The sequence below is a fragment of the Actinoplanes hulinensis genome (assembly GCF_019429605.1).
GTDB lineage: Bacteria > Actinomycetota > Actinomycetes > Mycobacteriales > Micromonosporaceae > Actinoplanes > Actinoplanes campanulatus.
The window spans coordinates 279,025-291,860 of the sequence record NZ_JAHXZI010000009.1; the positions used below are offsets into that span (position 1 = coordinate 279,025).

Annotated in this window: 15 protein-coding genes; 9 read left to right on the forward strand and 6 right to left on the reverse strand. The window is 70.5% G+C overall.

Features of this window, described 5'->3' with window-relative positions; all coding sequences use genetic code 11:
* The first annotated feature begins 91 nt into the window (after positions 1 to 91).
* The 3 genes from KZ829_RS19215 to tnpB are packed head-to-tail and all read left to right on the forward strand — an operon-like array spanning position 92 to position 2,047.
* Positions 92 to 670 carry an IS607 family transposase gene (locus tag KZ829_RS19215; RefSeq protein ID WP_220145282.1) on the forward strand — a complete coding sequence of 193 codons (579 nt, stop codon included), beginning with the start codon at positions 92 to 94 and terminating at the stop codon, positions 668 to 670.
* Positions 667 to 1,008 (forward strand): helix-turn-helix domain-containing protein, encoded by a 342-nt coding sequence (locus KZ829_RS19220; protein ID WP_220145283.1) that lies wholly within the window; start codon positions 667 to 669, stop codon positions 1,006 to 1,008. Before KZ829_RS19215 ends, KZ829_RS19220 begins: the two co-directional genes overlap by 4 nt.
* The gene (gene tnpB / locus KZ829_RS19225; RefSeq protein ID WP_308285570.1) at positions 923 to 2,047 is read left to right on the forward strand and encodes an IS607 family element RNA-guided endonuclease TnpB; all 1,125 of its coding nucleotides are present in this window, start codon (positions 923 to 925) and stop codon (positions 2,045 to 2,047) included. The genes KZ829_RS19220 and tnpB overlap by 86 nt, the downstream gene beginning before the upstream one ends.
* Positions 2,048 to 2,064: 17 nt before the next feature.
* On the opposite strand, the gene KZ829_RS19230 is transcribed toward tnpB, so the two are convergent.
* Both KZ829_RS19230 and KZ829_RS19235 read right to left on the reverse strand, forming a co-directional pair.
* Entirely contained in the window at positions 2,065 to 2,889 is an 825-nt protein-coding gene (locus tag KZ829_RS19230; protein ID WP_220145285.1) for a hypothetical protein, read from the reverse strand.
* 53 nt (positions 2,890 to 2,942) lie between these two features.
* Positions 2,943 to 3,926 carry a hypothetical protein gene (locus KZ829_RS19235; protein ID WP_220145286.1) on the reverse strand — a complete coding sequence of 328 codons (984 nt, stop codon included), beginning with the start codon at positions 3,924 to 3,926 and terminating at the stop codon, positions 2,943 to 2,945.
* A gap of 316 nt (positions 3,927 to 4,242) precedes the next feature.
* Here KZ829_RS19235 and KZ829_RS19240 point away from each other — a divergent pair, with 316 nt between their 5' ends.
* From KZ829_RS19240 to KZ829_RS19265, 6 genes are all read left to right on the forward strand, one after another.
* Positions 4,243 to 4,779 (forward strand): sigma-70 family RNA polymerase sigma factor, encoded by a 537-nt coding sequence (locus tag KZ829_RS19240; protein WP_220145287.1) that lies wholly within the window; start codon positions 4,243 to 4,245, stop codon positions 4,777 to 4,779.
* Positions 4,763 to 5,818 (forward strand): hypothetical protein, encoded by a 1,056-nt coding sequence (locus KZ829_RS19245; RefSeq protein WP_220145288.1) that lies wholly within the window; start codon positions 4,763 to 4,765, stop codon positions 5,816 to 5,818. The genes KZ829_RS19240 and KZ829_RS19245 overlap by 17 nt, the downstream gene beginning before the upstream one ends.
* On the forward strand, positions 5,815 to 6,705 hold the full coding sequence (locus KZ829_RS19250; RefSeq protein ID WP_308285571.1) for an ABC transporter ATP-binding protein: 891 nt from the start codon (positions 5,815 to 5,817) through the stop codon (positions 6,703 to 6,705). The genes KZ829_RS19245 and KZ829_RS19250 overlap by 4 nt, the downstream gene beginning before the upstream one ends.
* Positions 6,702 to 7,541: an ABC transporter permease gene (locus KZ829_RS19255; RefSeq protein ID WP_220145290.1), complete on the forward strand. Its 840-nt coding sequence runs from the start codon at positions 6,702 to 6,704 to the stop codon at positions 7,539 to 7,541. The genes KZ829_RS19250 and KZ829_RS19255 overlap by 4 nt, the downstream gene beginning before the upstream one ends.
* A 47-nt stretch (positions 7,542 to 7,588) precedes the next feature.
* On the forward strand, positions 7,589 to 8,218 hold the full coding sequence (gene lexA, locus KZ829_RS19260; protein ID WP_220145291.1) for a transcriptional repressor LexA: 630 nt from the start codon (positions 7,589 to 7,591) through the stop codon (positions 8,216 to 8,218).
* 184 nt (positions 8,219 to 8,402) lie between these two features.
* Positions 8,403 to 9,284, forward strand: a complete 882-nt coding sequence (locus KZ829_RS19265) for a tetratricopeptide repeat protein (RefSeq protein WP_246635852.1) — start codon at positions 8,403 to 8,405, stop codon at positions 9,282 to 9,284.
* A gap of 20 nt (positions 9,285 to 9,304) precedes the next feature.
* Here the strand turns inward: KZ829_RS19265 and KZ829_RS19270 are convergent, their stop codons facing one another.
* The 4 genes from KZ829_RS19270 to KZ829_RS19285 all read right to left on the reverse strand — a co-directional run bounded on the left by KZ829_RS19270 (position 9,305) and on the right by KZ829_RS19285 (position 12,765).
* Positions 9,305 to 9,874 (reverse strand): class I SAM-dependent methyltransferase, encoded by a 570-nt coding sequence (locus KZ829_RS19270; protein WP_220145292.1) that lies wholly within the window; start codon positions 9,872 to 9,874, stop codon positions 9,305 to 9,307.
* Complete coding sequence (locus KZ829_RS19275) at positions 9,874 to 10,158, reverse strand: putative quinol monooxygenase (RefSeq protein ID WP_220145293.1); 285 nt, start codon at positions 10,156 to 10,158, stop codon at positions 9,874 to 9,876. The genes KZ829_RS19270 and KZ829_RS19275 overlap by 1 nt, the downstream gene beginning before the upstream one ends.
* An 88-nt stretch (positions 10,159 to 10,246) precedes the next feature.
* Entirely contained in the window at positions 10,247 to 11,920 is a 1,674-nt protein-coding gene (locus KZ829_RS19280) for a methyl-accepting chemotaxis protein (RefSeq protein WP_246635853.1), read from the reverse strand.
* A 98-nt stretch (positions 11,921 to 12,018) separates the two neighbouring features.
* The gene (locus KZ829_RS19285; RefSeq protein WP_220145294.1) at positions 12,019 to 12,765 is read right to left on the reverse strand and encodes a TetR/AcrR family transcriptional regulator C-terminal domain-containing protein; all 747 of its coding nucleotides are present in this window, start codon (positions 12,763 to 12,765) and stop codon (positions 12,019 to 12,021) included.
* Between the last annotated feature and the right edge of the window lie 71 nt (positions 12,766 to 12,836).

Below are 12,836 nucleotides of genomic sequence, written 5' to 3' on the forward strand. Positions count from 1 at the left end.
GCCGTCGATGCTAAAAGATCGACGCCAGGGGGTAACAACTGCTCGCTTTGTGGTCGTCAGTAGTGCTCACTAGTCGGCTATAGTAGCCGTCGTGAACCTCAAGGAATGGGCGGCAGCCACCGGTATCTCGTACGCGACCGCGCGTCGGCGCTACGAGTCCGGGACGCTGCCCGTTCCTACGTACCGACTCGGCCGGCTGATCATGGTCGGTGAACCGCTGACCGGCGCGACCACGGCCGCGGAGCAGACCGTGGTGTACGCCCGGGTGTCGTCGGCCGACCAGAAGCCCGACCTGGACCGGCAGGTCGCCCGGGTCACCACCTGGGCCACCGGACGGCGTCTCGCCGTGGACCGCGTGGTGACCGAGGTCGGTTCGGCGCTGAACGGGCATCGCGAAAAGTTCCTCGCGCTGTTACGCGACCCGCGGGTGACGACCATTGTGGTGGAGCACCGCGACCGGTTCGCCCGCTTCGGCGCCGAGTACGTGGAGGCCGCACTGACCGCGCAGGGGCGCCGGCTGCTGGTGGTCGATCCGGCCGAGGTCGATGACGACCTGGTCCGTGACGTGACCGAGATCCTGACGTCGCTGTGCGCCCGGCTCTACGGCCGCCGTGCCGCAGCGAACCGTGCCCGCCGCGCGGTCGAGGCCGCGACCGGGGGGCCGGCGTGAAGACCATCCAGGCGTACCGGTTCGCGCTCGACCTGACCCCGGTGCAGGAGCGAACGGTTCTCGCCCACGCCGGGGCCGCCCGGGTCGCGCACAACTGGGCGCTCGCCCGGGTCAAGGCCGTGATGGACCAGCGCGCGGCCGAGCGCTCCTACGGTGTGCCGGACGAGTTGTCGACGCCGTCGCTGTCGTGGTCCCTCGCGGGGCTGCGCAAGGCGTGGAACCAGGCGAAGTCCGAGGTCGCGCCGTGGTGGAGTGAGGTGTCGAAGGAGGCGTTCAAACACCGGCCTGGACGCACTCGCGCGCGGCTTGAAGAACTGGGCCGACTCCCGCTCGGGTAAGCGAGCCGGCCGACCGGTCGGGTTTCCCCGGTTCAAGTCCCGCCGTCGTAGCACCTCATCGGTGCGGTTCACCACTGGAACGATCCGTGTCGAGCCCGACCGGATGCACGTCGTACTGCCCCGGTTGGGCCGGCTGAAGCTGCACGAGTCCGCCCGCAAACTGGCCCGCCGCCTCGACAACGGCACCGCCCGGATCATGTCCGCGACCGTCCGCCGCGACGGTGGCCGGTGGCACGTGTCGTTCACCGTCGAGGTCGAGCGTGCCGAACACGCCCCGGCCCGGCCCGGCGCACCGGTCGGGGTGGACGTCGGCATCAAGCACCTCGCCGTGCTGTCCACCGGCGAGCTGGTCGAGAACCCGCGCCACCTCGTGGCCGCGCAGCGACGGATACGCATCCTCGGCAGGGCGCTGTCGCGCAAGACCGGCCCGGACCGGCGCACCGGCCGACGTGCGTCGAAGCGGTGGGAACGGGCGGCTGCTCGGCTCGGCCGGGCCCACGCCCGGGTGGCGAACCTGCGCCGAAACGGCCTGCACAAGCTCACCACCCGCCTCGCCACGACGTACGGCACCGTGGTGGTCGAGGACCTGAACGTCGTCGGCATGCTCGCCAACCGGCGCCTGGCCCGGCACATCGCCGACGCCGGTTTCGCCGAGATCCGCCGCCAGTTGGCGTACAAGACCATGTGGAACGGTGGGCGGCTCCTCGTGGCCGACCGCTGGTATCCATCCAGCAAGACCTGTTCGGGCTGCGGCGCGGTGAAAACCAAACTCGCCCTGCACGAGCGCGAATACCGGTGTGAGGCATGCGGCCTGGTCATCGACCGCGACCGTAACGCCGCCCTGAACCTTGCCGCCCTGGCGGCTGAGTTCGACACCGCCGGGAGTGGCCCGGTGGCTGGACGTGGAGCCGACCGGAAGACCCGCGTACGCGGGCAGGTGGCCGTGAAGCGTCAACCCGGCACCACGCCAGCGGGTCAGACCGGGACCGTCCCGCCGCAAGGCAGGACTATCGATCGTGTGCTCGCTAAAGCGCACTGAAAGGTAACGGTACGGGGTCAGGTCCGCTGGTTGCGCCGGTACACCACCCGCCACGTCTCGGTGTCGTCGCCGGGGGTGTCCGACCAGGGCGGGATCTCGCCGCCGGCGGCCGCGGTGAGGAAGCTGTCCGGCTGGAGCAGGCCGTCCTGCCAGGTGGCGAGTTGCCGGGTGAGTGTCTGGTGGGTGAGCGGATGCCACTCCCACAGCCAGGAGATCATGTCGTCGGCGCGCTGCTGTTCGCGGCCCGGCGTGACCTTGGCGAACAGGTGGGTGAACTCGGCGAACGCGTCCGGATCGCCGAACTGGGCGGTCATGGCGACGGCCTGGGCGCCGAGGACGACGGCGGTCCGTTCGGCGAGGCGGGACCGGTTGACGGCGGTCTCCGGGACGCCGGCGCGGGACAGCAGGGTTCCGTACAGGCCGGGGTGCAGGGCCGGGATGGTGCGCGGCCGGCTGGCGACGACCAGTTGGTTGATCTGTTTGGCGAGGGCGCCGGCCTCGGCACGGTTCTCGAAGTGCAGCCGCAGGCTCATCCGGTCGAGCACCAGCACCGAGTAGTGCTTGCCGTTCTCGACGGTCGCGCCGGGGACCTCGGCGATCGGGGTCTCCCGGACCAGGATCTCGCCGCCGCGGGTCATGGTGAGCAGCCGTTCCCCGGTGACCACGATCGTCCAGAGGCATTCGAGGTCGTCGACGGTCACGGCCACGATCCGCTCGCCCGGCCGCACTGCCTTGTGGACGCCGTCCTGCCCTTTGGCGAGGGCTTTGCGGGCGCGGCGGTGGCTGGTGGCGAGCACATCGGCGAGGGCCGGATCCAGCTCGGCGGTTCGGAACAGTCCCACGAGGCCTCCAGTACATGAGTGGCATTCCTCGTGTACTGGCGGACGAGGCGGGCCTATGGGTGCAGTGGATCCCAGTGGGCGGCGTAGCGCAGCAGGGAGCGGGCCAGGTCGGGGTGCGCGGCCGCCCACCGGGTGTCGAAGAGAAAGAGCTGGTCGTGGCCGAAGAAGCTGTCGATGTAGCGGGCCACCTGTGCGAGGTGCGGGCTGACGTCGGTCCGCGACTCGGCGGCCGGAGTCTCGGGCAGCCATTTGAGGATCTGCTCGTGGTCCGGAGCCGCCCAGCCCGGGCCCGACAGGTCGTAGCCGCCGAGCGCCGCGTAGCGGCGCATCGCCGGGACCATGTCCGTCTCGCCGGGACCGACGAGGGACCGGATGAGGCGGGCATCGTCGGTCCAGCCGTCCGCTGCGGTGTCGTCGGTGCTGGTCAGGTGGGTGGCCAGGCCCGGCAGCAACACGCCGGGGAAGACGATCGCGCCGTGCAGGTCCAGGTTCCGGTCGCGGTGGCCGATCTGCTTCCAGCAGTTGCGGACCGCGAAGACGGCATCGGGTCCGGCCACGGGGCCGACAGCCCGGACCGGCACCGTGTGGGTGAATGCCGTGCCGGGCGCGGCGGCGTCGGCGGGAAGCGGCCAGGTGTCGTGCAGCAGGTAGGCGATGCGGTCCGCCGCGTCGGTGACCAGCGCGTCGTCGAGGAAGTAGTAGGCGAGGTCCACTTCGTCGTCATCGGTGCGCACCCGCAGCGAGAGCTCGTCGAGCTGGATGAAGTTCTCGTCGTCGTCGGCCTCCACCCAGAGGTGCTCGAGCAGCAGCTCCCGCAGCTCGCCGATGGTCGCCGGGCACGGCAGGTCGTGTTCCGCGATCGCCTCGAAGATCGTTTCGAAGCCGTAGGCGCCGCCGTCGAGTTCGGTGTCGATCAGTGTCTCCGGGTCCTCGTGGTGCCAGGCGCGCTGGAACCAGCCGAGAACCGTCGTGCCGGGCACGTGGTGGACGTGTTTGCTGTAAGGAGAATCCCCGCGCCAGCGGACGACGAAATACACCGGCTGAGCTTAGATGTGCCGATGGGATCCTTTACGTCCTGATGCACAGTCCGTCGGTCGGGCCGCTGACCTGGGCTCTGGTCGCTGAGCGGCTGCCCGGGGCGATCGGGGTGGGCTGTTCGTGCCGGTGGTCGTGGGCGCGCTCACCCGTACCGTGAAACCTGTGTCTTCGTCGACGCGGCGCTGCCCGGCCGAGGAAGCGTGACCGAGGTCGCCTCGCCCGGGGCCGCATCTGCATCAGCTGGTGGATCCGGACGGTGTCGCGGCGGCGGTCCGGAAGCTGTCACATTCGGCGTAGCGGTGGTGCTTCCCTGATGTGAAGCAGTTGTTGACCGAGCGGGAGGGCGCTGTGCCGGCCTCCGTGCGTTCCGATCTCGAACACATATTCCGCTCCGCGTACCCCAAGGTGGTCGGGGTGGCGGCCCGGGTGCTGGGGTCGCGGGACGAGGCCGAGGATGTCGCCCAGGAGGCGTTCCTGGCGTTCGGCCGCAGCAGTGTCCCGGCGGGTGAGGCGGTGGGCTGGCTGTGTGTGGCGGCCGCCCACACCGCGCTGAACCATCTGCGTTCCGGGCGGCGGCGGGCCTCCCGGGAGGAGGCCGCCACTGACGGTGGTCACTCGACCGCGCCGGATGTCGCCGACGCGGTGGTCACTCTCGACGAACGCCGGAGGGTACGCGCGGCGCTGTCCCGTCTCCCCCGCAGGCAGGCGATCGCCCTGGTGTTGCGGCACAGCGGCCTGAGTTACGCCGAGGTCGCGGCCGCTCTCGAACTCTCCCCCGGCAGCGTGGGCACCACCGTGCGGCGCGCCGAGTCCGCTCTTCGTAAGGAGTTGGGTCATGCCTCACCCGAGTGACGGTCTGCTGCGCCGTCTCGTCGACGAGCCGGACGGGGTCGCCGACTCCGACCGCGAGCATGTGACGTCGTGTGGGCAGTGCCGGTCCCGTCTCGTCGAAACGGAGGCCGAGGCTCTGCTGGTCGAGTCGGCGCTGCGGTTCGACGTGGAGCCGGACGTGGACGCGGCCTGGAATCGCCTGGTCACCGGGGAGCCGGTGGCCGCGCCGGTACGTCACAGGCGCAGGTTCGCGGTGCGCAGCCCGTTCGTCGCCGTGGTCGGGGTGGTGGCGCTGCTGGGCGGGGCTTCGGCGGCCGCGGCCGGGGACTGGTTCCAGATCTTCCGGACCGAGCACATCGCGCCGGTGACCGTGGAGCAGGCCGATCTGGTCGCGCTGCCGGATTTGTCAGACTATGGTGTTATGACCGTCACGGAACGGCCGAATGTCCGCAATATCGAAGGCGCCGGTGAGGCGCGCCGGATCACCGGACTTCCCACTCCGCTGGTCAAGGAACTGCCGCGCGGCGTGACCGGGCAGCCGAGGTTCGTGGTGGGCGATCAGATAAAAGGGATTTTTACCTTTGATCAGGATAAGGCGGAGGCAGCTCTCGGCCAACCGCTCCCCGAACCGCCCGCCGGACTGGAGACCAGCCAGTTCAGCCTCACCGCCGGCCCCGGTCTGGCCGCCGTCTGGTCCGAGGCCCGCGGCGTGCCGGCGCTGATCGTCGGCCGGGTGAAGGCGCCGGCCGCCTACTCGACCGGGGTGCCGTTCGAGACCGGCCTCGACTACCTGCTCACCCTGCCCGGCCTGCCGGCGACGGTCGCCGACCAGTTGCGGAGTTTCAAGAACGCCACCACCCTGCCGCTGCTGGTGAGGTCGGCGACGCAGGTCAGCTTCACCACGGACGTCAACGGCACACCGGCGACCGTGCTGGCCAGCCGGGACGGGGCCGTCTCCACGGTCGTCTGGGTGGAGAAGGGGCACGTCAACGCGGTCGGCGGCACGCTCAGCACCGACGAGGTCCTCGACGTGGCCCGCAACCTGCGATGGAAGCAGTGACCGACTCCCCCGCCGTGTGGGCCTCCCACCTGCGCAAACGCTACCGGAAGCGGGTCGCGGTGGACGGCGTGTCGTTCACCGTGGCCCGGGGCGAGGTGCTCGGGCTGCTCGGGCCGAACGGGGCCGGCAAGACCAGCGTCATCAAGATGATGCTCGGCCTGGTCCGGCCGGATGCGGGCGAGGTGATGCTGCTCGGCCGCCCGAACACCGATCCACGGTCCCGGGAGAGGGTCGGCTATCTGCCCGAACTGTTCCGCTACCAGCCGTGGCTCACCGCCGACGAGGTCCTGGCCCTGCACGTACGCCTGGCGGGGGTGACCGTTTCGGATCGCGAACGTCGTGACGGGCTCGGCCTCGTCGGTCTCGCGGACCGGGCATCCGACCGGGTGGGCGGCTTCTCCAAGGGCATGCAGCAGCGGCTCGGTCTCGCGGTGGCGCTGGTGGCCCGGCCGGAGCTGGTGGTGCTCGACGAGCCGACCAGCGCCCTCGACCCGCTGGGCCGCGCCGACGTCCGTGACCTGCTGCTGTCGCTGAAACAGCGGCGGGTCGCGGTGCTGCTGAACTCGCATCTGATCGGTGAGGTGGAGCGGGTCTGCGACCGGGTGCTGATCCTCGACCGGGGCCGGGTGGCGGCATCCGGCACCCTGGCCGAGTTGCTCGGGCGCCGAAAGCTGCGCCTCCGTCTCGAAAACGTCCCGGACGGGCTGCTGGACCCGTGCGAGAGAAGCGGTGACCAATACACCGTCGCCATGCCCGACGACGTCCCCGCGCTCGTCGCCGACCTGGTCGAACACGGGGTACGGGTGCACGCCGTGGAACCGGCCCGCGCCACCCTCGAGGAGCGGCTGCTCGACATCCTGCGCACCCACCCGGAGGAGCACCGGTGACCGTCCTGACCATCGCCACGCTGACCCTGCGGGAGGCGTCCCGGCGCCGGGTGCTGCGGTCGCTGGCCGTCCTTACCGTGCTGCTGCTGGCGCTCAGCGCGTGGGGCTTCTCCCGGATCGACGCCGAGTTCGGGGGCCTGACCAGCGGTGAGGCCAAGGTCGCCGGGTCGACGGTGCTGAACCTGGTGATGTTCGGTTACAGCCTGATCGCCGCGCTGGGCACCGCCTTCCTGGCCGGGCCCAGCCTGGCCGGGGAGGTCGAGTCCGGGATCGCGCTGGCCATGATGACCAGGCCGATCCGCCGCTGGTCGGTGCTGCTCGGCAAGTGGCTGGGCCTGGTCGCGTTCGGATCCGGGTTCGTGGCGGTCGCCGGGGTGTCCCAGTTCCTGATCGTGTACCTGACCGTCGGCTACTGGCCGCCGCATCCGGTGACCGGCCTGCTGCTGCTGGCGGGGCAGACGGCCGCGCTGCTCACCCTGGGTCTGCTGTTCGCGACCGCGATCTCGCCGATGGCGTCCGGAATCGTGGCGGTCGGCCTGTTCGGCGCCACCTGGATCGCCGGGGTGGTCGGGTCGGTCGGCGAGGCCCTCGGCAATCCGAGCCTCGCCCAGGTCGGGGTGGTGTCGCGGATGCTGCTGCCCACCGACGGGCTGTGGCGTGGCGCGATGAACGCGTTCCAGGATCCGGCGCTGCTCGCCCAGATCGGCACCGGCGTGGAGGAGTCACCGTTCCTGAGCATGGCGCCGCTCACCCCCGCCTACCTGACGTGGGCGGCGATCTGGACACTGCTGGTGCTGGGCCTGGCCGCCCTCGGTTTCCAGCGCCGCGACCTGTGACGGCGCGCCGATTTCGCCACGGGGGACGAATGGGGCAAGATCACCAGATGCTCGACGAGGACCTGCCCGCGCTGCCCGACCGCCTCCAGCGGATCCTTCTGGCGATCCGGGACTCGGTCGTCAAACACGGTTACGCGCCGTCGACCCGGGAGATCGCGGACGGGCTGGGCATGTCGGCGTCCACGGTGAGCCGGCATCTGCGCACGCTGGAGGAGTTCGGCTACCTGCGGCGCGGGCGTGGCGTGGCGCGGCCGGTCGACGTCCGCATGTTCCTGGAGACCGAGCCGGTGCGGTCCGACGACACGGTCGGGGTCCCGCTGGTCGGCACGATCGCGGCGGGCGCCCCGATTCTCGCCACCGGCGACGACACCGAGGAGTTGCTGAACCTGCCGCGCGACCTGGTCGGCCGGGGCACGCTGTTCAGCCTGCGGGTGCAGGGCGACTCGATGGTCGACGCGGCCATCTGCGACGGCGACATCGTCGTGGTCCGCCAGCAGTCCGAGGCGTGGAACGGCGACATCGTCGCCGCGATGATCGACGACGAGGCGACGGTCAAGGTCTTCCGGCGGCGCGGCGGCCACGTGCTGCTCGAGCCGCGAAACCCGGCTTACCAGCCGATCCCCGGCGACGACGCGGTCATTCTCGGCAAGGTCGTCACGGTCCTGCGCCGCATCTGACCCCTCCGCTTGAGCCGCGGTCGTTTGACGTCTTTCCGACTGTCCGACCCCGTCTCGACGGCCACTGGTGTATCGATGATGACCGCCGGGCACCACCTGGATCGCTGCCCGAGGCCACATCCTGTCGGGAACACTCGCCGCCGCGGACCCGTACAGCCGGATCGAGGCGAGGAGGTGACCGGACATGGACGGATCCGAATCTTCCCAACCACAACCCCGGATCGACGGCATGGTGCCGATCAACTTCGGCCGACATGTAGAGGTGCATCGTCTCGCGGTCGCCGGCGGCGAAACGCGGATCGCCCGCGCCACCGGTAAGGGGCTGGGCCAGGTGCTGTTGCCCAGATCCCGGTTCGCCGAGGCGCATGCCATCGCTACCGCGACGCTGACCCTGGGCCCGGACGCCGGCGCCTTCTACGATCGGGGCTGGGCCCGCCGGGCGACCGGCCGGCCCCAGCCGGCACTGGACGACTACCAGCAGGCCCTGCACCTGTACCAGCGGGTCGGCGATCACGGCAACGAAGCCGCCACCCTCAACAACATCGGCAACGTGCACAACGGGCTGGGCGACCGGCGACAGGCGCTGGACTACTACCAGCAGGCCCTGCCCATCCTGCGGGAGGTCGGCGACCGGACCGGCGAAGCGGTCACCCTCAACAACATCGGCCTCGCGCATGACGGGCTGGGCGACCGACAGCAAGCGCTCGACTACTACCAGCAGGCCCTGCCCATCACCCGGGAAGTCGGCGACCGGGCCACCGAAGCCACCACCCTCAACAACATCGGCAGCGTGTACGGCGGGCTGGGCGACCGGAGGCAGGCATTGGACTACCTTCACCGGGCCCTGCCCATCAGCCGGGAGTTCGGCGACCGGGCCGGCGAAGCGGTCACCTGGTACAACATCGCGATGATCCACCGGGCTGACGGCGACCTCGCCCTGGCCGTCGCCGAACTCGAACGCGTCGTCGACCTCGACCGGCAGGTCGAGCACCCCGACCTGGCCGACGACACCGCCATGCTGGAGCAGGTACGTCACGAACTGGCACAGAGCCACACCGAATTCTGATCATTTGCCGGCCGGGAAGGTCAGGTGCGGGTGGTGCTGGTGAGGTAGCCGGGGAGGCGGATGTGGTCGCCGTTCCAGAATGCGGCCACCTCGGTCGGGGTGACCCGGGTGTTCGTCCAGTCGGGGGCGGTGAAGACCGACCGCAGGTAGTCCTCGGTGACGCCCCAGCCCTGGCCGGCCTCGACGCCGATGGCCAGCACGAACAGGCTTCCGCCCGGGACGAGGAGGGTGGGCAGCAGGGCGAGGTAGCCTTCCACCCCGCCCCAGCGGTGCAGGCTGTGCAGCAGGCCGGAGTCGAACACGATGTCGAACGGATCCATGGCCAGCTCGATGACGTCGCAGACCCGGAAGTCGACGGTCACCGCGGCGGCGACCGCTTTGGTGCGGGCGCGTTCGATCGCGACCGACGAGATGTCGACAGCGGTCACCTGGTGGCCGCGGCGGGCGAGGGAGATCGCCAGTTCGCCGGTGCCGCAGCCGAGGTCCAGGACGGACGCCCCGCGCGTCACCACCGCGGCGAGCGCGGGCTGCGGTCCGCCGATCTCCCAGGGCGTGGCGCCCTCCTGGTAGATCTCGTCGTAGTCGGGCATCACGGCTCCTCGACGCCGCTGATCCGGTATTTACGGACGTCGGCGGCGGTGATCGGCGGCGGCTCGGGCCCGTCCCCGCCGGTTTCGCGGAAGCGGTGCAGGTGCTCGTCGGACTCCCAGCGCTCGTACACGTTGATCCGGGTGGGGTCGATCGGGTCGGCCGCCTGCGCGAAGTCGAGGCATCCGCCGGTCTCGCGGGCCAGCCGGGCCACGTCGGCGACGGCCGCCAGGTAGTCGTCCCGGTCGGCCGGGTCGACGTGCAGTTCGCCCGCGATGATGATCAAAATGCCTCCCGGGTCCGCCAACCGGCCTCTCTGCGACTTTATCCGCGTCGAGGGCCGGGCCGCGATCACGGCCCGGCCCTCGACGTGGTCAGTACCGGTACTGCGCCACGAGGCTCTGCAGCTCGGTGCCCATGCGGGCCAGGTCCGCGCTGGCCTGCCTGGTGTCCTCGACACCGGTCGCGGCCAGCTGTGAGGCCTCGGCGACACCGGCGACGGTGGTGGCGATCTCGGTGGCGCCCGCCGCGGCGTCGGCGACGCTGCGGCTGATCTCGCTGGTCGTCGCGGCCTGCTCCTCGACGGCACTGGCGATCGTGGTCTGGTAGTCGTTGATGCGGGCGATCACGTGGGTGATCTCGCCGATCGCCTCGACCGCGCCCTTCGCGTCGGTCTGGATGGCCTGCACCCGGCGGGAGATCTCCTCGGTGGCACGGGCCGTCTCCTGGGCCAGGTCCTTGACCTCGGTGGCGACGACCGCGAAGCCCTTGCCCGCCTCGCCGGCGCGGGCGGACTCGATGGTGGCGTTCAGCGCGAGCAGGTTCGTCTGCTCGGCGATCGCGGTGATCACCTTGATCACGGCGCCGATTTCGGACGACGACACGCCGAGCTTCGCCACGGTGGCGTTGGTGTTGCCGGCCAGGATGACCGCGTCTTCGCCGACCCGGGCCGCCTCGGTGGTGTTCTGGGAGATCTCGTTGATGGAAGCGCCCATCTCCTCGGTGCCGGCCGCGACGATCTGCACGTTGTGCGACACCTGGTCCGCCGTGTCGGCGACCTGGGTCGCCATGCGGCTCGCGTCCCCGGAGCCGACCGCCACCTGGTCGCTGGTGACGGACAGTTCCTCGGATGCCGCGGCGAGCGTGTCGGCGTTGCCGCCCACGGCGCGGACCAGGACCAGGCTGCGTTCCAGTTCCTCGTTGAACGCGTCGGCCAGTTGTCCCAGCTCACGGCTGCCGGCCGGCTGGAGCCGGAACGACAGGTCGTAGACGTCGCGTTTGCGGAGCGCGTCGGTGTAGCGGACCACGATCCGCCCGACCTTGGACTGCAGCAGGAACACCACGCCGCCCATCACCAGCGGCAGCAGGACGGCCAGCGCGATGAGCAGATGGATGGCGTTCTGGATCGACTGCTCCGCGTCGCTGACGACGGCCGCGGCCCGGTCGTTCAGCAGTTCCTGGAAGTGCTGGAGCGGCTCGGTGATCACCGCCTTGTCCGCGTGGTACTTCTCGTCGAACATGATCGTCCGGGCGACCGCGAGCTTCTTCGCATCGCTGAGCGCCGCGTCAGCCTCGGACAGTTCGACGTCCGCGATCGCCGGCGGCATGTCCGCCTCGGGCACCCCGGTCGCTTCGAGGACCAGCCGCTGTGATCGCGACTCGGTCTCGACCAGCGCGTCGGAGTTCGCCTTGGCCTCGTCGACCAGCGCCAGTTCGTCCGGGGTGGCGCCGAGTTCCTCGAGCTGGCTCACCGCCTGGTCGCGGGTCCTGGTGGTGTCGATCTCGTGCCAGTACGCGCCGAGGTGTTCCGCCTCGGTCGTGACGGCGTACTGACGGGCCTGGTCGGTCAGGAAGTCGGAGGCGCCGAGAAGCCGCACCCCCAGCGCGGCGAACCTGTCCTGGCGGTCGGCGGCCGTCTGTTGGTCGTCGACAGCGTCGCTGGTCAGGCTGACGCCGAGGACCAGGAGGCCGGTGATCAGGCCAAGGCTGCCGACGGCCACCTTGCTGACGGTGGATTGCCGTACCGCGGCCCGCTTCGGGATCGACAAGGGGCTTCTCCTCGCTGTCGCTTCGGGAACGTCTCCCGCAGCGATCGGCCGTCGCCACGACCGAATGAGGCGCGTCTCACGTAGTGAAACCCTGGTAGTCAGGTGAGTCGGCGCAGCAGGGTCTCCACGCCGTCGAGGAGGCGGTCGAGGCCGAAGCGGAACGAGCGGGCCGGGTCGCCGATCGCGTTGTACTCCTGGCCGGCGGCGGTGCCGACGCGCCCGGAGAGCGGGTAGGCGCCGGGGGGCATCACCCTCTCCAGGACGGGCGCGTTGGCCTCCCACCATTCGGCGTCGCTGATGCCGGATTCCTCGGTGGTGCGGCGGGCCAGGATCGACGTGCGGGCGGAGCCGGCCGTGAAGTCGCAGACCATGGTGAGCACCTGGTCCATCTCCAAATCGGCGAGCCCGTAGCCCTCCATGGCTTCTAGCTGCCACTCGTAGCGGGCGGAGCCGTGCGGGCCGATCCACGGCCGGCTGGACTCGACCTGGAGCAGCCACGGGTGGCGATGGAACTCGTCCCACATGTGCCGGGCCACCCCGGCCAGGCGGTCGCGGAGCGGGCCGGCCGGGTGCGGTGGGTGCGGGGTCTCGCCGATGACCTCGTCGACCATGAGGCCGATCAGTTCGGAGCGGCCCGGCACGTACGTGTAGATGGACATCAGTTTGAGGCCGAGCCGGTCGGCGACCTTGCGCATGGAGAATGCGGGCAGGCCGTCCTCGTCGGCGACCGCGATCCCGGCCCGGATGACCTCGTCGACGCTGACCCGCTGTTTCGGGCCGCGGGTGCCCTGCGGGGTGCCCAGCCGCGAGCGCCACAGAAGGTTCAAAGTCCGGTCCGGTTCCATTGGCACAGACTACCCCGTGAGGTGTACGGTGTTCCGCGCCACGATTTTCCGTAAGGCATACGGAGTTAAGG

Excerpts from the sequence above, each read along its gene's own strand:
- KZ829_RS19285 (WP_220145294.1), bottom strand. The coding sequence starts at position 12,765 with ATGGAACCGGACCGGACTTTGAACCTTCTGTGGCGCTCGCGGCTGGGC.
- KZ829_RS19245 (WP_220145288.1), top strand. The coding sequence starts at position 4,763 with ATGCCTCACCCGAGTGACGGTCTGCTGCGCCGTCTCGTCGACGAGCCG.
- KZ829_RS19270 (WP_220145292.1), bottom strand. The coding sequence starts at position 9,874 with ATGCCCGACTACGACGAGATCTACCAGGAGGGCGCCACGCCCTGGGAG.
- KZ829_RS19265 (WP_246635852.1), top strand. The coding sequence starts at position 8,403 with ATGGACGGATCCGAATCTTCCCAACCACAACCCCGGATCGACGGCATG.
- lexA (WP_220145291.1), top strand. The coding sequence starts at position 7,589 with ATGCTCGACGAGGACCTGCCCGCGCTGCCCGACCGCCTCCAGCGGATC.